General features: G+C 51.6%; 14 protein-coding genes. 1 reads left to right on the top strand and 13 read right to left on the bottom strand.

Translation table 11 applies throughout. From position 1 onward, the window contains the following. Nucleotides 1–164: 164 nt before the first annotated feature. The 13 genes from argF to T458_RS54535 form a co-directional block, all read right to left on the bottom strand. Nucleotides 165–1,136 (bottom strand): ornithine carbamoyltransferase, encoded by a 972-nt coding sequence (gene argF / locus T458_RS54595; RefSeq protein ID WP_023555340.1) that lies wholly within the window; start codon nt 1,134–1,136, stop codon nt 165–167. Beyond that, on the bottom strand, nt 1,081–4,323 hold the full coding sequence (carB, locus tag T458_RS54590) for a carbamoyl-phosphate synthase (glutamine-hydrolyzing) large subunit (protein WP_023555339.1): 3,243 nt from the start codon (nt 4,321–4,323) through the stop codon (nt 1,081–1,083). Before carB ends, argF begins: the two co-directional genes overlap by 56 nt. Beyond that, nucleotides 4,316–5,422 carry a carbamoyl phosphate synthase small subunit gene (locus T458_RS54585; RefSeq protein WP_023555338.1) on the bottom strand — a complete coding sequence of 369 codons (1,107 nt, stop codon included), beginning with the start codon at nt 5,420–5,422 and terminating at the stop codon, nt 4,316–4,318. The genes carB and T458_RS54585 overlap by 8 nt, the downstream gene beginning before the upstream one ends. Before the next feature lie 143 nt (nt 5,423–5,565). Then, nucleotides 5,566–6,741, bottom strand: a complete 1,176-nt coding sequence (locus T458_RS54580; protein ID WP_023555337.1) for an aspartate aminotransferase family protein — start codon at nt 6,739–6,741, stop codon at nt 5,566–5,568. Further along, nucleotides 6,738–7,538 carry an acetylglutamate kinase gene (gene argB, locus T458_RS54575; protein WP_023555336.1) on the bottom strand — a complete coding sequence of 267 codons (801 nt, stop codon included), beginning with the start codon at nt 7,536–7,538 and terminating at the stop codon, nt 6,738–6,740. The genes T458_RS54580 and argB overlap by 4 nt, the downstream gene beginning before the upstream one ends. Nucleotides 7,539–7,551: 13 nt before the next feature. Next, the gene (argC, locus tag T458_RS54570) at nt 7,552–8,592 is read right to left on the bottom strand and encodes an N-acetyl-gamma-glutamyl-phosphate reductase (RefSeq protein ID WP_023555335.1); all 1,041 of its coding nucleotides are present in this window, start codon (nt 8,590–8,592) and stop codon (nt 7,552–7,554) included. A gap of 126 nt (nt 8,593–8,718) precedes the next feature. Then, nucleotides 8,719–9,093 (bottom strand): cytochrome c551, encoded by a 375-nt coding sequence (gene cccB, locus T458_RS54565; RefSeq protein WP_023555334.1) that lies wholly within the window; start codon nt 9,091–9,093, stop codon nt 8,719–8,721. Nucleotides 9,094–9,168: 75 nt separating this feature from the next. Next, complete coding sequence (locus T458_RS54560) at nt 9,169–9,438, bottom strand: YciI family protein (RefSeq protein WP_023555333.1); 270 nt, start codon at nt 9,436–9,438, stop codon at nt 9,169–9,171. A gap of 207 nt (nt 9,439–9,645) precedes the next feature. After that, nucleotides 9,646–10,759 (bottom strand): peptide chain release factor 2 gene (prfB, locus tag T458_RS54555; RefSeq protein WP_144083919.1). Its coding sequence is split into 2 segments (ribosomal slippage): nt 9,646–10,677 and nt 10,679–10,759, totalling 1,113 coding nucleotides; the frame shifts between segments, so codons are not numbered across the junction. A 102-nt stretch (nt 10,760–10,861) separates the two neighbouring features. Next, complete coding sequence (locus T458_RS54550; RefSeq protein WP_023555331.1) at nt 10,862–11,329, bottom strand: hypothetical protein; 468 nt, start codon at nt 11,327–11,329, stop codon at nt 10,862–10,864. Nucleotides 11,330–11,579: 250 nt separating this feature from the next. Then, complete coding sequence (gene secA2 / locus T458_RS54545; RefSeq protein ID WP_023555330.1) at nt 11,580–14,108, bottom strand: accessory Sec system translocase SecA2; 2,529 nt, start codon at nt 14,106–14,108, stop codon at nt 11,580–11,582. 193 nt (nt 14,109–14,301) lie between these two features. Next, nucleotides 14,302–14,853, bottom strand: coding sequence for a ribosome hibernation-promoting factor, HPF/YfiA family (gene hpf, locus T458_RS54540; protein ID WP_023555329.1), 552 nt, complete (start codon nt 14,851–14,853; stop codon nt 14,302–14,304). Nucleotides 14,854–15,036: 183 nt separating this feature from the next. Next, nucleotides 15,037–16,149 carry an RNA-guided endonuclease TnpB family protein gene (locus T458_RS54535; RefSeq protein ID WP_023555328.1) on the bottom strand — a complete coding sequence of 371 codons (1,113 nt, stop codon included), beginning with the start codon at nt 16,147–16,149 and terminating at the stop codon, nt 15,037–15,039. A 215-nt stretch (nt 16,150–16,364) separates the two neighbouring features. Here T458_RS54535 and T458_RS54530 point away from each other — a divergent pair, with 215 nt between their 5' ends. Then, nucleotides 16,365–17,423, top strand: coding sequence for an HD-GYP domain-containing protein (locus T458_RS54530; RefSeq protein ID WP_023555327.1), 1,059 nt, complete (start codon nt 16,365–16,367; stop codon nt 17,421–17,423). The last annotated feature ends 39 nt before the right edge of the window (nt 17,424–17,462 follow it).

The raw sequence follows: 17,462 nt of genomic DNA, 5'->3' as shown, positions 1-17,462 counted from the left end.
CTACTCGCTCTGTACAGACCAAGCGACCAAATAAAGTCTGCACTTCCTCGCGCTTTCTTACCCATATTTTACATGTTCGTGACAAATTTCGGCAATGCCCGTTTTCTATTCTAGCAGTTTTTTTGCAAATTGATTCTATAGAACTAGATGAACTAGATCGAACCTCATACTAAAGCTGCAAGAATTGCCTTTTGGGCATGGAGTCTGTTCTCTGCCTGATCGAAAATGAAAGAACGGGGGCCATCGATGACACCTGCTGTCACTTCTTCGCCGCGATGGGCCGGCAGACAGTGCAAAAAGAGATAGTCGTGGTCCGCATGCGCTACCAGCTTTTCATTTACCTGGTAGTCGGCAAATGCCTTCAGACGAACCTCATTCTCCGCCTCAAAGCCCATGCTGGTCCATACGTCCGTATATACCGCATCCGCTCCCGCTACCGCCTCGACGACATCGTTCGTCAGCAACAGCTTGCCGCCGCTTGCCGCCGCGTACTCCTTCGCCTTTTGCACAATAGCGCTGTCCATTTCATAGCCGACTGGCGTTGCCACACGCATATCCAGGCCAAGCAGTACGGCTGCCAGCACCAAGGAGTTGGCGACGTTGTTACCATCGCCAATGTACGCCAGCTTGACGCCCTGCAGCTTCCCTTTATGCTCCCAGATCGTCAGCATGTCTGCCAACGCCTGGCACGGGTGGTAGAGATCCGTCAGACCGTTGATGATCGGGATGGAGGCGTGGTGAGCCAGTTCCTCCACGTACTCATGAGAGAAGGTGCGGATCATGACGGCATCTACATAACGGGAGAGGACCTTGGCGGTATCGCTGATTGGTTCTCCGCGCCCTAATTGCAGTTCTTTTCCACTCAAAAACATGCCCATGCCGCCGAGCTGATACATCCCTACCTCAAAGGAGACGCGTGTACGAGTAGAAGCCTTGTCAAAAATCATGCCGAGCGTCTTGCCCTGCAACGGCTGGAATGGCTGTCCATGCTTCTGAAGCTGTTTGATATGAGCAGCCAGCTGCAGCAGCTCCATTAGTTCTTCACCGTTGAACTCGTCGATGCGCAAGAGGTCTTTTCCTTTATGCTTGCTGAGCGGCAAGTTGGGTAAGTGTTCCAATATCTTCACTGGCTGCATGAGAGCCACCTCTTTTCTTCAAAATGGACTGCACGTACAACTCAAACGTCTCGACTGCGGAAAACAGCGGCACACCTTGCTGGACCAAACGGCTGCGCAGTGCAAATCCAAGACGTCCCTGACGATTTCCTTTGGTTGCCGTCACCAGGGCAAAGGCAGCCTTTTCTTGCTGCAGCAGGGAGACCAGCTGGGCATCCTGTTCGAGCACATGAGAGACTGCAATCTGATGCTCTGCAAGCCAAGCGGCTGTTCCTGCCGTCGCTGCAAACACGGCTCCCTCTTCTTTCATCTGCGCCAAAGTTGCTGCTCCCCCTGCTTGCTTGTCGCCATCTGACAGGGAAAGAATGACGAGACTGTCAGCCTGCCAATCCCCGTACATATTGTCCTTGAAAGCAAATGCCTTGCCCGCCGCCTCTGCGAAAGAACGTCCCAAGCCGAGCACTTCCCCAGTCGATTTCATCTCGGGACCTAACGCCGGGTCGACTCCATTGAGTTTGACCGTTGAAAAGACTGGGGCTTTCACTACTGCAAACGGAATATCAGGCAGCAATCCGGTTCCGAAATTCATGTCGGCGAGCTTTTCACCCAACTGCGCGCGTACTGCCAACTGAACCATCGGGATGCCGGTTACTTTGCTGGTAATCGGCACGGTACGCGAAGCGCGCGGATTCACTTCCAAAACGTAAACAGTCGAACCGTCGATGACAAATTGAATATTGATCAGGCCGACTGCACCCATTTCACGGGCAATCGCTTCAGTATAGCTTTCGATTTTTTGCTTCACTTCTGCGGACAGCTCGGGGGCCGGGAAGAGGGCCACACTGTCGCCAGAGTGTATGCCGGCTTTTTCTACATGCTGGAAAATGCCCGGGATCAGCACCTGCTCGCCGTCGCAGACAGCGTCTACCTCCGCCTCACGCCCCGGTACATATTTGTCGACCAACAGCGGGAAGAAGGAGCTGCTGTCGGGATGATTCAGCCAATCGTTGATCGTGGCAGTCAGCTCGGTGACGTCATGGACGACCGCCATTCCCTGTCCGCCGATGACATACGACGGACGCATCAATACGGGATAACCGATCTCCTCGGCAATCGCCGCTGCGTCCTCCTGAGAGGAGACGCCTTTTCCGGGGATATGCGGGATGTCCAGCTTGCGCAGCATGTCGTAGAACAGTTCGCGATCCTCCGCTCGCTCGATTGCTTCCAAGGAAGTTCCCAACACCTTCAGACCGGCTTTTTCCAGCTTGGCGGCCAGATTGATCGCGGTTTGACCGCCGAACTGCACCATGACCCCTTCCACTTGCTCATGCTCGGCAATATGCAGAACATCTTCTACATGCAGGGGCTCGAAGTACAGGTGGTCAGCCGTCTCGTAGTCTGTACTGACCGTCTCCGGGTTGTTGTTCACCACAACTGCCTTGATCCCGCTTGCCTGCAGCGATTTCGCCGCATGTACGGAGCAGTAGTCGAACTCGATTCCCTGACCGATCCGGATGGGGCCGGATCCAAGCACCAGCACTTTGCGTCCTTCCAATGCTTCTACCTCATCCATTCCTTGCCAATCGGAATAGTAATAAGGAGTTTGCGCATCAAACTCAGCAGCGCAGGTATCGACGATTTTATAGGTTGGCGTGATGCCAGCCTCTTGGCGCGCTGCTTTTATCTCCCCAGACGTAGAGCCTGTCAAGGAAGCGATCGTCTCGTCAGCAAACCCGCGTTTTTTTGCTGTCAGCAGCAGGTCTGTCGGCAAATCACGGCCCGCGAAGGATGCCAGCTCTGCTTCCAAATCCACAATCTTGCGAATACTGCGCAAGAAGAACGGATCTACACCAGTCAGGCTGTGCAGCTCTTCTTCTGAGAAGCCTTTGCGGATTGCCTCCGCCAGGACAAACAGGCGAATGTCTGTCGCCTCTTGCAAGGCAACGCTCAATTGCTCACGAGTCCACGCTGCCAGCTCAGGCCGAACGAGATGCGTGCATCCCTGTTCCAGCGAGCGCACAGCTTTCAGCAAGCCTGCCTCCAGGTTGCGTGCGATGGACATGACTTCCCCTGTCGCCTTCATCTGGGTTCCCAGCTTCCGGTCCGCCAACGGAAATTTGTCAAATGGGAAGCGAGGAATTTTTACAACTACATAATCTAATGATGGCTCGAAGCTGGCGAAGGTGTATCCTGTGATCGGATTCGTCACCTCATCCAGTCCGAAGCCCAAAGCCAGCTTGGCAGCGATACGGGCGATCGGGTATCCCGTCGCTTTGGACGCCAAGGCACTGGAGCGGCTTACACGCGGGTTTACCTCAATCAGTACATACTGATCGGACAATGGGTCGAGAGCGAACTGGATATTGCAGCCGCCGACGACGCCCAAGGAACGGATTACTTTGGTGGAGACGCTGCGCAGCATCTGATACTGCCGATCGGTCAAGGTCTGGGACGGTGCTACGACGATGCTGTCGCCAGTATGAATCCCGACCGGGTCCAGATTCTCCATATTGCAGACGATGATGCAGGTGTCATTGGCATCACGCATCACTTCGTATTCGATTTCCTTCCAGCCTTTGACGCTTCGCTCAATCAGCACCTGTCCGATCGGGCTTGCCGCGATGCCTCCAGCCGCCACTTTGCGCAACGAAGGTTCATCAGCTGCGATGCCTCCCCCTGCTCCGCCCAAGGTATAGGCCGGACGCACAATGACGGGATAGCCGATCGAATTGGCAAACGCAATCGCTTCCTCGACGGATTCCACGGTGTCGCTCTCAGGCACAGGCTCGCCGATCTGCTGCATCAGTTGTTTAAACAGCTCGCGATCCTCGCCGTTCTGAATCGCCGCCAAAGGCGTTCCCAACAGCTCTACGTTGTACTTTTGCAGCACGCCTGCCTCAGACAGCGCTACAGCCAGATTCAGGCCGGTCTGACCGCCCAATGTGGGCAGAAGGCCATCCGGCCGCTCCTTGGCGATAATTTCCGTGACGGACTCCAGCGTCAATGGCTCCAGGTATACTTTGTCGGCCAACTGCTCATCGGTCATGATCGTTGCCGGGTTGTTGTTCACCAGGACGACCTGCACGCCCTCCTCCTTCAGAGAAAGGCACGCCTGTGCCCCGGCATAGTCAAATTCCGCTGCCTGACCGATGACAATCGGGCCAGAACCAATAACCAGTACTTTGTGTATATGTGGCAATTTAGGCATATCTGTTCGCTCCTACTACGCGCATCGATTGCAAGAATTGGTGAAACAAATGAGAGGTGTCGCTCGGTCCGGGATGTGCCTCCGGATGGAATTGGACACTGAAAACGGGGAGGCTCAGGTGGCGGAGTCCTTCGACTGAACCGTCGTTGACGTTGCGATACGAGACCATCAGCTGGCGTTTGTCCAGCGATTCCTCTTTCACCACATACCCGTGATTTTGCGAGGTCATATATACTTTGCCGGTCTGCAGCTCCTTGACGGGATGATTTCCGCCGCGGTGACCGTATTTCAGCTTTTCTGTCTTCGCTCCATACATCAAGGCCAACACTTGATGCCCCAGGCATATGCCAAGCGTCGGATACTGCTCCACGAGCTTGCGCCATTCGCTGCAATAGGCGAGGAGATGCTCAGGATCTCCAGGACCATTGGAAAAGAGCAAGCCATCCGGCTGCAGTTCTTTGATCTGGGAGATGGGGGTGTCGAATGGCACCACGGTCACCTGGCATTCCAGCTCAAGCAGAGCGTGAAGTATGGAGGTTTTCATTCCCAAATCCACGAGCACGATATGTTCTCCGCTGCCTGCATAGCGGACGATCTGCTGTGTGGAGACATCCGCTACCAGCGATTTTTTGGCATGCTTGTTTCGCAGGGAGACGACTTCCTCCGCAGTCAAGATACGGTCCGAAATCACACCGAACAAAGGGCCGTCTTGCCGTACGCGTTTGGTAATCGTCCTTGTGTCGATCCCAGCGAGGATCGGAAAGCCGTATTGGTCTGCGACCTCCGCCAGCGTTTTTTGGGATCGGTAATGGCTCGGTTCGTTGCACAATTCGCTGACGACCATTCCCGTGAGAGCTGGCTTCGCTGCTTCAAAATCCTGCTCGTTAATGCCGTAATTTCCGATCAGGGGGTACGTAAAGGTGACGATTTGACCTGCAAAAGAAGGGTCGCTCATCACTTCCTGATATCCTGTCATGCCTGTATGAAAAACCACTTCGCCGACTCCGCCACTCCATGCACCGTATAGCGTTCCGGTGAACACCTCTCCGCTCTCCAGCGTGAGGTATCCTGTTCCATGACCTGTATTCTCTCTATTCATCTATGAAAGCCACTCCTCTCCAAAGGACACTCGCTAGCCAAAATATATGCAACCATGTGTATTAATATACATTTCATTTAATAAAAATGCAACGAGTTTTTTGAATCTCGTCACTCGTTGCACATGCCAAACCATGGTTATTTCTATTTCAAAGCTTCGTTCAGGACAGTCATCACCTGTTCGATTTCTTCGTGAGTCGTAATAAAGGAAGGGAGCAACCGCAATACATGGGTCCCTGCTGACAGCAGCAAAACGCCATGCTCACGTGCATAGGCAATGACATCTCCTACGGGAACGGCAAGCTCTACCCCCATCAACAGTCCTTTGCCCCGAACCGCGATCACTTTATCCGGATGTGCTGTCTGTAGCTTCAGCAGTTCCTCCATGAGCCTATTGTGAATCGCAGCTACCTTGTCGAGGATTTGCTCGTCCTCCATTGTCTCCAAGGTAGCGATCCCGGCTGTGGCAGCAAGCGGATTGCCCCCAAAGGTCGTTCCGTGTGTACCCGGAGTGAAAGCCTGCGCTACTTCCTCCGTCGCGACAATCGCTCCGATCGGGAAGCCGCTGCCCAAGCCTTTTGCCAGAGAGATCGCATCAGGTCGAATCCCGTATTGCTGGAAAGCGAACCAGGTGCCAGTGCGCGCAATCCCGGTCTGAATTTCATCAATCAGCAACAAAAAACCGTGCTCGTCGCACAAATTCCGCAATGCCTTGACCCATGCGTCATCTGCAGGATTCACGCCACCCTCGCCTTGCACCAGTTCCAGCATGATTGCGCATGTCTTGTCAGTGATCGCTGCCTTCACCGCAGACAGATCGTTGTAGGGAACCGTGACAAAGCCGATCGGCAATGGTGCAAATCCGTCTTTGACCTTATCCTGCCCGGTGGCAGTCAGAGTGGCCAATGTCCGACCGTGAAAGGATTGGGCGAAGGTAATCACTTCATATCGATCTGTTCCCTTCACCTTTTGGGCGTATCTGCGGGCAATTTTGATCAAAGCTTCGTTGGCTTCCGCCCCGCTGTTGCAAAAAAAGGCGCGATCCAGTCCGGACAAACGGGTCAGCTTTTCCGCCAGCACCTCTTGTTGGGGGATGTGATACAGATTGGAGCAATGCCATAAGGTATCCAATTGTTCATGCAGCTTCGCAGTCACCTTCGGCGGGACATGCCCCAGCGAAGTGACGGCGATACCCGACGTAAAATCGAGGTACTTTTTGCCTTGATCGTCCCAGACCTGGTTGCCTTGCCCTTTTACGAGGCTGATCGGCCATCTTGCATAGTTATTCATGAGATTCGTAGAAGCTGTTGCTGTACTCATTGATATACCCCTCCCCTAGTACGGACGGTTGTCCCTGCCTCTTTTCCTGCGCATACAGCCAGCAGATCTTCGGCCGTTCCTTTACAGATCACGACCTGTTCGACACCCTGGCCGAGAGCGTCCAGCGCGGCTGTCACTTTCGGGATCATGCCGCCTGTAATTACTTCATCGGCAATCATCGCGGCGATCTCCCGGGCGTTGGTCTCCTGTACCAATGCCTTGCTGCCATCCGCTTGCGGACGCAAAATCCCGGGCACATCGGTCACCATCACGAGTTTTTCCGCGCCAAGCGCTGCGGCCACGGCACCCGCTGCCACATCTGCGTTGACGTTAAAGGTATTCCCTCCATCCGTGCTGACAGACAACGGTGCGATGACGGGCAAATAGCCTTGGGTGAGTATCGCTTTGGGAATCGCAGCATTCATCTGTTTGATCTCGCCTACCCAGCCGAGCGGCTTGCTCGTTTTCTCAGCTACGATCGTCTGTCCATCGATGCCGCTCACACCCCACGCTTTCGCTCCTGCCCGCGTCAAACGGCGCACCAATGCCTTGTTGATGCTGCCGCACAAGACCATTTCCACGACACCAAGCGTATCCTCGCAGGTAACGCGCAGTCCGTCGACGAATTGCGGTGCGATCTGGACCCGGTCCAGCATCGCGTTGATCGCCGGTCCCCCGCCATGCACGATCACCAGCTTTTTCCCATCCTGCTGCAAGCTGGCGATCGCCTGAAAAAAGCTGTCCGGCAACTGATCCATCGTACTCCCGCCGCATTTGATGACCACAATCTCTTCCATCTGTCTTCCTCCTCTACGGGAATAAGGGGACGAGCGGCAACCCCATGGTTTCGGGCAATTCAAACATCACGTTCATATTGTGAATCGCTTGCCCCGCTGCGCCTTTGACCACATTGTCGATCACGGACAAGAGAATGACTCTTCCGGTGCGTTCATCTACATGCACGGCAATATCGCAATAGTTGGAACCATACACTTCTTTCGTCCGCGGATGGCTGCCTGCGGGACGAATCCGCACGAAAAGCTGGTCTGCATACGCAGAGGCGTACAACTCCTGAATCTGCGCCTGACTTACCTCGTTGGTCAATTTGCCGTAAGCTGTCGCTAATATTCCTCGCGTCATCGGCACCAGATGCGGAGTAAACTGGATCGTCGTCTCTGCTCCGCTTTGCCGCGTGATCTCTTGCTCGATCTCGGGGGTATGCTGATGGGATCCGACCTTGTAAGCATGAATGCTCTCATTGATTTCGCTGTAATGAACACCGAGAGACACCCCGCGCCCTGCTCCCGATACTCCCGACTTGGCGTCTACGATCCAACTGTCAGCTGCCACCCACCCCGATTTTGCCAATGGCAGCAAGGCAAGCAAGGCAGCCGTCGGATAGCATCCCGGATTGGCGATCAGGCTGGCTCCTGCCACCTGTTCCTTGTTCCACTCCGTCAGACCGTAGACAGCACGCTTGATCCACGTCTCTGGCGCTGCTTCCTTTTTATACCATTCCTGATAGACAGCCGGGCTCTCCAAACGAAAATCTCCAGACAAGTCAATCACTTTTCCCCCGAGCTCGACTACTTGCGGAGACAGCTTCGCGCTCACTCCTGCAGGTGTTGCAAAAAAGACGACATCATTTTCCTTGCTGAGGTGCTCGGCGTCAATCGCAGACAAAGCAGGCAAGCCGAGATCATATACATGCGGAAATACCTGATCCAGCGGTTCTCCTTGCGATGAACTGGAATACAAATTTGCGATGCGTACTTGGGGATGCCCTGCCAACAACCGAATCAATTCCGCTCCCCCGTAGCCAGTCGCCCCTACAATTCCGACCCGAATCATGGTTTCTTCCCTCTCTTTTATCTGTATTTTTATACATGAATGATAATAAAAATTCAAAGTGAATACAACCCTTTTTCATGGAAAAACGCCCGAATGTAGCTCGGGCGCTTTTTCGTGGAGGGATATTTACTTTTTGTCAGCCAACCAGGCAGCCAAGGTCTCAGCATCATTGCCTTTAACCAATCCAGGAGGCATTTGTCCTTTACCATTCTTAAGTACTTCAAGGATCTGATCCTTGCTCAGCGTTCCACCAATTTTCTGCAGATTGGGGCCGACTGCTCCTTCAAGCGTTTGACCATGGCAACCTGCACAGGTGTTTTTATACAATGCTTCGGCCGTTGCCGCATCATAGCCGCCGGATGGAGCTGTGGCTCCAGGTGTTTCAGTCCCCGGTTGGTTGTTGTTGTTGTTGTTGGGTGTTGCCTGATTGTTTCCTCCACCGCAAGCACTTAGCGCGAACACGAGTACAGCCGCTACCAAAGAGAGTGAAAAACGTTTCATGGCTGTTCCCTCCTTTTCTCGATATTCTTCGCTAAGTATGCCCTGCGCGGTGTATTTCATTCCTGAAAATGACGTCTACTTCAGCGGCAGCTCCAATGGATTCCACTCACGCAATTCCAGCGTTCTGGCGCCTTCCACCACGACCGGATCCGCTTCTGCCAAGTGACGGGCCTCTTCCATGCTGTCTGCTTTGTAAATGACCAACCCGCCCTGCTTGTCTGTGAACGGTCCTGCCATGAAGACTTTTCCCTTTTGATACAAATCGTTAATGTACTCCAGATGTGCTGGTCTGATCTGTGTATTTTTTTCCTGATCGACAATGGGTAAAAATGCAACGTACAACATGTCCCTACTCTCCTTTTTGCACAGGCTGTTTGTCTGCCATTATACCATGTGAAAATCAGAAAAACGCGCAAATATGATGGTGGTCTACAAGCTGTCGTGCCGGGGAGGAAAAACAGGAAGACCCTAAAGAATCTCCCAGACTTAAACTCTGTCAAAATAAAAACGGCAGTGCTCACCTCACTGCCGTCAAAACTTCACTGAATTTAGTTACCGATTGATTTGAGAGCGCAAATACGCATCGATAAATACATCAATCTCGCCATCCATGACGGCCTGCACGTTTCCGACCTCCACGTTGGTCCGATGATCCTTGACCATGCTGTATGGATGGAAGACATAGGAGCGGATTTGGCTGCCCCAGGCGATATCCTTTTGCTCTCCCTGAATGGAGGCCAGTGTTTTTTCCTGCTCTTCTCTCTGGCGTTCAAAGAGACGTGCCATCAGCATTTTCATGGCGCGTTCGCGGTTTTTGATCTGAGATCTTTCGGTTTGACAGGTAACAACGATTCCTGTCGGCAAATGGGTAATCCGGACAGCGGAGTCAGTCGTGTTGATATGCTGACCACCTGCACCGCTGGAGCGATAGGTGTCCACCTTGAGGTCTTCCGAGCGAATTTGCACCTCATTGTCGTTCTCGATCTCCGGCAATACATTGCAGGAAACAAACGACGTATGGCGACGGCCTGAAGAGTCAAATGGCGAAATGCGCACGAGACGATGAACCCCTTTTTCTGATTTGAGGTACCCGTATGCATTGTATCCCTTGATCAACAGGGTTACGCTTTTGACACCCGCTTCATCCCCTGGCAAGTAATCGAGCGTCTCTACTTTGAAGCCTTTGGCATCTCCCCAGCGCGTATACATACGCAAAAGCATGGACGCCCAATCCTGCGACTCGGTTCCACCCGCTCCAGGGTGAAGCTCCAAGATCGCATTGCTTTTGTCGTACTGGTCGCTTAGGAGCAGCTCGAGCTCAAAGCTCTCAAATGCTTTTCGCAGTTCTTGGGTGCTGTCGTACAAATCCTGGATGAGAGAGCTGTCCCCCTCTTCGATCACCAGCTCCAGCATCAACTGCAGGTCTTCGTATTGTCCATCCAGCTTGCCCATCGTCTCCGTCAGGCTCTTGACGGCGTTCAGCTCGCTGATGGTTTTCTGCGCGGCATCGTTGTCATCCCAGAAGTCAGGAGCAAGCATCCGCTCCTCCAACTCGCCGATCCGCTCTTCTTTTGCAGGAAGGTCAAAGAGACCCCCTGATATCTGCTAAACGTTTAGCCATACTAGACATCTCTTGCTTGATGTCCGCAATATCGATTAATGCCATGTTGCGAATCACCTTCTCTTCTCTAAGCTATCCTTTTATTGTATCGCAAATTGCCAGATGCGCAAACCTGACAACCTGCCCACGTAAGAGAAGTTGCGATCTTCAGGCAAGCAGCATGGTCCTCTTGGCTCGCTTCCGTGGAGGAGAGAGCGAAGAGTTCACGTCACGCTGCTTGTTTCTCCTCTCGCCTGTCTCTTGCGGGAAAAGGATCACTGCTGAGGACTGCTTTATGCGTACTTCCTTCGCTCTTATCTTTTGCCGATTCGGCCGTTTTCCTTCTATACGTCCCTGATCACGGAAGCCTTGCTCGCGCTTCCCAGGATCAAACCATCCCTTGCAATACAAAATTTGTCCGTTATTCTTCCATGGGGTCGGAGGAATCTCCGCCAAACGCTCTTCTTGAAAGACGGGACCCTGTGCGGTAAAGAGGCAGGGAATCTTTTCCGTCTGCTCGATCATCTGAACCTGTCTGTTGTCTTTCCCTCCACGCATGACTGCCTTCAAGGTAGCCCCGATGCGCTGCAGCGTTTCCTCTGCTTGTATGCCTAGCACGTTGACTGTCGTATTCATATTCATGACCCCCGTCCCCGTGAATTTGAAAAAGTGTTGTACTTACGATTCTATGGATTTCTCTGGCAAATACCAGCAGATTCGTTCGATCCCTTTTTCCAGTGTTAGACAAATCGACGCGATCGGCACAACGAGGAAGAAAGACTGGGGACGAATGCTGTCTACCTGATAGGAAACAACAAGAAAAAAACCTTCCCCGACCAACTTGGCCGCATGGGAAGGTTTCATTATATAGCAATTCGATTGGAATTTATTGGTTTTTCTTGTTTTGACGACGGCGCTCTTGCTCCTGCTGGCGGCGCTGGGCACGGTTCTGTCCCTTCGGATCGGCATCGCCAGAGGTGGAGCTGGTTGGACGACTGTCTGGTCCAGAGGTTTGCAGCTGGGACGGGTCCATGCCCTGCCCGCGGATGACATCCTCACGCTCCAGGTTTTGGCTTACTTCGGCCTTCATGATGTACATCGCCACTTCTTCTTCGACGGCAGCCACCATGGATTGGAACATCTCGTAGCCTTCAAACTGGTATTCGCGCAGCGGATCGTTTTGACCGTATGCACGCAGGTGAATCCCTTGACGCAGTTGGTCCATCGCGTCGATATGATCCATCCACTTGCTGTCTACTGCACGCAAGATGACGACTTTCTCGAACTCGCGAATCATCTCGCCGATCTCGGCTTCACGCTGCTCGTACTGCTTCAGCACTTCGGCTTTCAGCAGTTCGGTGATCTCTTCGGCTTCTTTGCCCTTGAGCATCTGCGCCGTGATGACCTCGTCGTGCAGGAAGGTACTGTTGGCAGCATCTGCCAGAGCTTGCAGGTCCCAATCCTCCGGCACCTCTTCTTTCGGACAATGCGCAGCCACATTTCTTTCCAACACGCTGTACAGCATGCCGAGAGCCACGTCTTTCAGATCTTCTTTTTCCAGAATATCGCGACGTTGCTTGTAAATCACGGTACGCTGCTGGTTCATCACGTCATCGTATTGAAGAACGACTTTACGGGCATCGAAGTTGGAGCCCTCCACCCGTTTTTGTGCGGATTCTACCGCGCGTGTAACCAGACGGCTTTCGATCGGCATGTCCTCTTCCATGCCCATGCGGTCCATCATTGCCATGATGTTGTCTGCACCGAAGCGACGCATCAGCTCATCCTGCATCGAGAGGAAGAACTGGGATGAACCCGGGTCCCCTTGACGTCCGGCACGACCGCGCAGCTGGTTGTCAATGCGGCGGCTTTCGTGACGCTCGGTACCGATGATATGCAGACCGCCAATTTCGGCGACGCCCTCGCCAAGCTGAATATCCGTACCACGTCCGGCCATGTTGGTCGCGATCGTCACTGCACCGTATTGACCAGCGCGAGCGATAATTTCCGCTTCCCGCTCATGCTGCTTCGCGTTGAGTACGTTATGCGGAACGCCTTTTTGCTTCAACATTTGGGAAAGCCGCTCCGAGTTCTCGATCGAGATCGTCCCCACGAGAATCGGCTGGCCTTTTTTGTGGCGCTCTACGATGTCATTAACTACAGCACGGTATTTGGCTGCTTCCGTCTTGAACACCAGATCGGAGTAATCCGTACGCTGTACAGGTCGATTCGTCGGGATGACGACGACATCCAGCCCGTAGATTTTCTTGAACTCTTCTTCTTCCGTTTTGGCGGTACCAGTCATACCAGCCAGCTTTTGATACATACGGAAGTAGTTTTGCAGCGTAATCGTCGCCAGCGTCATGCTTTCACTTTGCACGCGCAAGCCTTCCTTGGCTTCGATCGCCTGATGCAAGCCTTCGCTGTAACGGCGTCCCACCATCAGACGTCCGGTAAATTCGTCGACGATTACCACTTCGCCGTCCTGAACGACGTAATCGACGTCACGCTTGAACAATACTTGCGCCTTCAGCGCAGCCGTAATGTGGTGATTCAGCGTCATATGCGCTGTATCGTACAGGTTCTCGATATTGAACGCTTTCTCGATCTTCGCTACTCCTTCATCGGTTAGCGAAACGATTTTCAGCTTTTCATCAATCGTAAAGTCTTTTTCCTGCTCCAGACGTTTTACAAAATGGGAGCAGATGTAATACAACTCAGTCGAACGATTGGCCGACCCGGAAATAATCAGCGGCGTACGCGCTTCGTCGATCAGGATGCTGTCGACCTCGTCAATGATCGCATAGAACAGCGGACGCTGTACCATTTGTTCCTTGTACAGCACCATGTTGTCGCGCAGGTAGTCGAAACCGAACTCGTTGTTGGTCCCGTACGTGATATCACAAGCGTAGGCTTCGCGCTTTTCCTCCGCGCTCAGTCCATTCTTGTTCAAGCCTACCGTCAGTCCGAGGAAATTGTACAGTTGGCCCATGATCCTGGAGTCGCGTTCCGCCAGGTATTCGTTGACCGTGACGACATGGACGCCTTTTCCTTGCAGCGCGTTCAGATAGGTCGCCAGCGTAGCAACCAGCGTCTTCCCTTCCCCGGTTTTCATCTCGGCAATCCGGCCTTCCTGCAGGACCATACCACCGATCAGCTGCACATCGAAGTGGCGCATGCCGAGAACGCGCTTGGATGCTTCGCGCACCACCGCAAACGCTTCATTGAGGATGTTGTCCAGTTTTTCGCCTTTTTCCAGACGAGCCTTGAATTCTTCAGTCTTTGCCCGAAGTTGATCATCAGAAAGCGCGGAGACACTGGATTCAAGCGCGTTAATCGCTTCGACACGCTTGAACATCTTTTTGACTTCGCGCTCATTGCTATCGCCAAAAATCTTTTTTACGAGTCCTAACATGAGGACACCCCTTCCATACGCTCCTAACAAGCTGATCATCATTGCCTGTGCAGGAGAGTTGCCCATTGAATTTCTACCGAATAAAATACTCTCTCAAAAAGCTATTTTATCAAATGAGTGCTCACATATACAAGTAAAGGGAGTTGCCAATAGCAACTCCCCTGTTATACGAATCATAGGATAAAAGGTTGCGTTATTTAGGCTCGATTAACCCGTAACGCCCATCGTTGCGACGGTAGACGACATTGACGTCGTTGGTATCACTGTTTTGGAAGACGAAGAAGTTGTGTCCCAGCATATCCATCTGCATGACTGCTTCGTGAGCATCCATCGGCTTCAGATCGAATCGCTTGGTACGAACGATATCGATCTCTATGTCTTCCTCATCCTGACCCGCCGTCAGGACAGCTACTGGCTGGGCGTGGATCATCCTGCTGTTGCTCTCCACCCTCAGTTTTCGCATCAGCTTGGTTTTGTGCTTGCGAATCTGGCGTTCCAGCTTTTCTACCACCAGGTCGATGGCGGCGTACATATCATCATGCGTTTCCTCTGCTCGGATAATTACTCCGTTCAACGGAATCGTTACCTCGATCGTGCCTTCTCCGCGTTGAACATGCAAGGTAACTTGCACCTCTGCCGGAAATGGCTCTTCAAAATATTTGGTAAGACGGCCGACTTTCTTCTCCACATAGTCACGAAGTGCTGCAGTGATCTGAATGTTTTCTCCACGAATGTTAAATTTCATGGTTCCAACCTCCTTCCGTCTATATGTAAAGATATTCGGCGTTAATGTAAATAATCCTGCTGGAAACTGTGAACAATCCACTTAAAACCTTAAAGTTTTTAAGTAGGTCTTCTCGACTTATCGTTGCTTTATGTAGCCAACGAAAACTGACCGAGCTATCCCTCTCGTTCCAAGAGTTTTTTGCTATGCTAACGCTAAAAGGCGCAATCCTTCATTCTTGATATTGAGGGATGCGTTCCAGTCTCTGTCCACCACAAAGCCACATTTACAGTGGAATGTGCGCTCAGAAAGGGAGAAAGACTCCTTGATTTGACCACAACATGAGCAAGTTTTGGATGATGGAAACCATTTATCTATTTTGATCAGTTTTTTCCCTTGCTCCTCTAACTTGTATTGGAGAAATGTCGTGAACATGCCCCAGGAATTGTCGGTAACACTTTTCCCTAAGTGTAGGGCTTGTGACATTCCCTTCATGTTGAGGTCTTCAATCACCACGCAATCGTACTGTTTTGCTAACTTGTGCGATTGCTTATGTAAAAAATCTTTTCGCCTGTTTGTAATTCCTTCATGTACCCTTGCTACTTTCATTCTTTGTTTGTACCAACGATTGGACCCCTTCTTTCTACGCGATAAAATCCGCTGTTCCTTCGCTAACTTTTTCAGGGCTTTGCGATAGAAACGAGGGTAATTGGCTGTCTTACCTTCTTCGCTATCGACAAATAAGCCATTCATGGAAAAATCTAAACCAACGACAGAATGTACTTCCTTCTGTAGAGGTTGATTTTCGTATTCGGTGAGAATGGAAACATAAAACTTTCCTGTTTTTGTGCGCGAAACGGTACAGGACTTAATAATATGATGATCTGGAATTTCTCGATGTTGCTTCAATTTTACAAATTTCAATTTTGGTAACTTGATAAAACCATCCAAAAGGAGAATATTTTCGTTGACTACATTAGTCGTGTAGGATTGTCTAGCCTTACGGGTCTTGAACCTCGGAAATGCAGCACGGCCAGAAAAGAAGTTTTTGTACGCCTTCTGTAGATGTAGTTGCGTGTTTGCCAACGCAAGACTGTCTACCTCCTTAAGCCATGCAAACTCATTTTTGTATTTGGCAGGAGTAGGGAACTTTTGCTTCTTAAGTCCTTCTTTATCATCTTTGAATCGCATATAAATTTCCTTTTGTTCAGCTAACATTTTGTTATAAACGAAACGAACGCATCCGAAGGTTTTCATCAGAAGTTGCTCTTGTTCCCCGGTTGGGTAAAGACGAAACTTATATGCTTTGTTTGCCATATATGAATCACCTCACACTTATAACGAACGTTTGTTCCAGTATATCATAACTCCATTGTCTTTGGCTTACGCTATATAGAAATTTTCACCCTAAAAAGTTGGAGATGTCTATTGGAGAGTGTTAAAAAATTTCCAATACTTACTAGGCTCCTATGATATAATAATCCCTATATCCCAATAAGTCGCGGTTATCGATCGCACAGGAGGACCTCATCATGATAGAGGTGAAACCTTCCCGCTCTATCATTGGCAAAACGGTGGCAAAAGACATCTACAATGAGTATGGACTCCTGCTCTTGCCGGCGGGTGTGGTCCTACATCAAAGTGATATTCGCTTGCTTCGTTCTCACCAGATATCAGCGGTATTCGTAGCAGAATCAGACGCAGTACCGGAATTACCAATGCCTTTCCCACTCCTGATCCAAAGTGATGCAGAGGGAGCACGCCAGTATCTCCTCGCGACGAAACGAATGGAGCACCTGTTCGAGCAGGTTGCGAGTGGAACGGTTCCTCCTATTCATCAATTTCATCAAGCCTTTACTCCATTGTTGGAGCATGTTTTGCCGAATTCAAGCTTCCTTCGTTTTGTGTACAGTCAGGGCGGGACACAAAACTACCTTGCTCGCCACTCCCTTCATGTAGGGATGCTGTCCGCTCTTATCGGCAAATTGCTGGGAAAAAGCGATGAGGAAGTCATGATGCTCGGGCATGCGGGCCTTTTGCACGACATCGGAAAATTGCAGGTCCCTGACGAATTGCTCGCAAAGCCGGGGAGATTGGAACCCGCCGAGTATGAGGTCATCAAACAGCACTCCCAGTACGGCGCCCAAATCATTCGCCAGATGGACGGTGCGGAAGAAACGATCGCCTTGTGCGCCCTGATGCATCATGAACGCCTGGACGGCAGCGGCTATCCGCATCAGCTGACCAAAGAAGCCATCCCTCTGGAATGCCAGATCGTCAGCGTGGCCGACTTTTTCGATGCCATGTGCTCGGATCGCGTCTATAGGTTGGGCATATCCCCTTTTGAAGCCGCCAACATCCTGTGGGAGCAGGCCTGTGCCTTGAAGCTGCAAGCTTCCATCGTGTCTTTATTTATTCATTATATCGCTCAATTGTATGTCGGGACCGAGGGCGTCCTAAACAACGGAGATACCGTTGAAATTGTCATGGTACATCAGGATGAACCGACTCGTCCACTGGTGCGACGGGGAGAAGAATTCCTCGATTTGCGCCAATACCGCTCGCTTCGCATTATGAAAATGATCGGATAACATACTAATCCCCCTGCACCTATCAAAAGGCCAGGGGGA

The organism is Brevibacillus panacihumi W25, assembly GCF_000503775.1.
GTDB lineage: Bacteria > Bacillota > Bacilli > Brevibacillales > Brevibacillaceae > Brevibacillus > Brevibacillus panacihumi_A.
This window is presented reverse-complemented; position numbering and strand designations above follow the sequence as displayed.

Excerpts from the sequence above, each read along its gene's own strand:
- T458_RS54530 (WP_023555327.1), top strand. The coding sequence starts at position 16,365 with ATGATAGAGGTGAAACCTTCCCGCTCTATCATTGGCAAAACGGTGGCA.
- secA2 (WP_023555330.1), bottom strand. The coding sequence starts at position 14,108 with ATGTTAGGACTCGTAAAAAAGATTTTTGGCGATAGCAATGAGCGCGAA.
- hpf (WP_023555329.1), bottom strand. The coding sequence starts at position 14,853 with ATGAAATTTAACATTCGTGGAGAAAACATTCAGATCACTGCAGCACTT.
- T458_RS54535 (WP_023555328.1), bottom strand. The coding sequence starts at position 16,149 with ATGGCAAACAAAGCATATAAGTTTCGTCTTTACCCAACCGGGGAACAA.
- T458_RS54585 (WP_023555338.1), bottom strand. The coding sequence starts at position 5,422 with ATGAATAGAGAGAATACAGGTCATGGAACAGGATACCTCACGCTGGAG.
- cccB (WP_023555334.1), bottom strand. The coding sequence starts at position 9,093 with ATGAAACGTTTTTCACTCTCTTTGGTAGCGGCTGTACTCGTGTTCGCG.
- argB (WP_023555336.1), bottom strand. The coding sequence starts at position 7,538 with ATGGAAGAGATTGTGGTCATCAAATGCGGCGGGAGTACGATGGATCAG.
- argF (WP_023555340.1), bottom strand. The coding sequence starts at position 1,136 with ATGCAGCCAGTGAAGATATTGGAACACTTACCCAACTTGCCGCTCAGC.
- T458_RS54580 (WP_023555337.1), bottom strand. The coding sequence starts at position 6,741 with ATGAGTACAGCAACAGCTTCTACGAATCTCATGAATAACTATGCAAGA.
- carB (WP_023555339.1), bottom strand. The coding sequence starts at position 4,323 with ATGCCTAAATTGCCACATATACACAAAGTACTGGTTATTGGTTCTGGC.
- T458_RS54550 (WP_023555331.1), bottom strand. The coding sequence starts at position 11,329 with ATGAATACGACAGTCAACGTGCTAGGCATACAAGCAGAGGAAACGCTG.
- T458_RS54560 (WP_023555333.1), bottom strand. The coding sequence starts at position 9,438 with ATGTTGTACGTTGCATTTTTACCCATTGTCGATCAGGAAAAAAATACA.
- argC (WP_023555335.1), bottom strand. The coding sequence starts at position 8,592 with ATGATTCGGGTCGGAATTGTAGGGGCGACTGGCTACGGGGGAGCGGAA.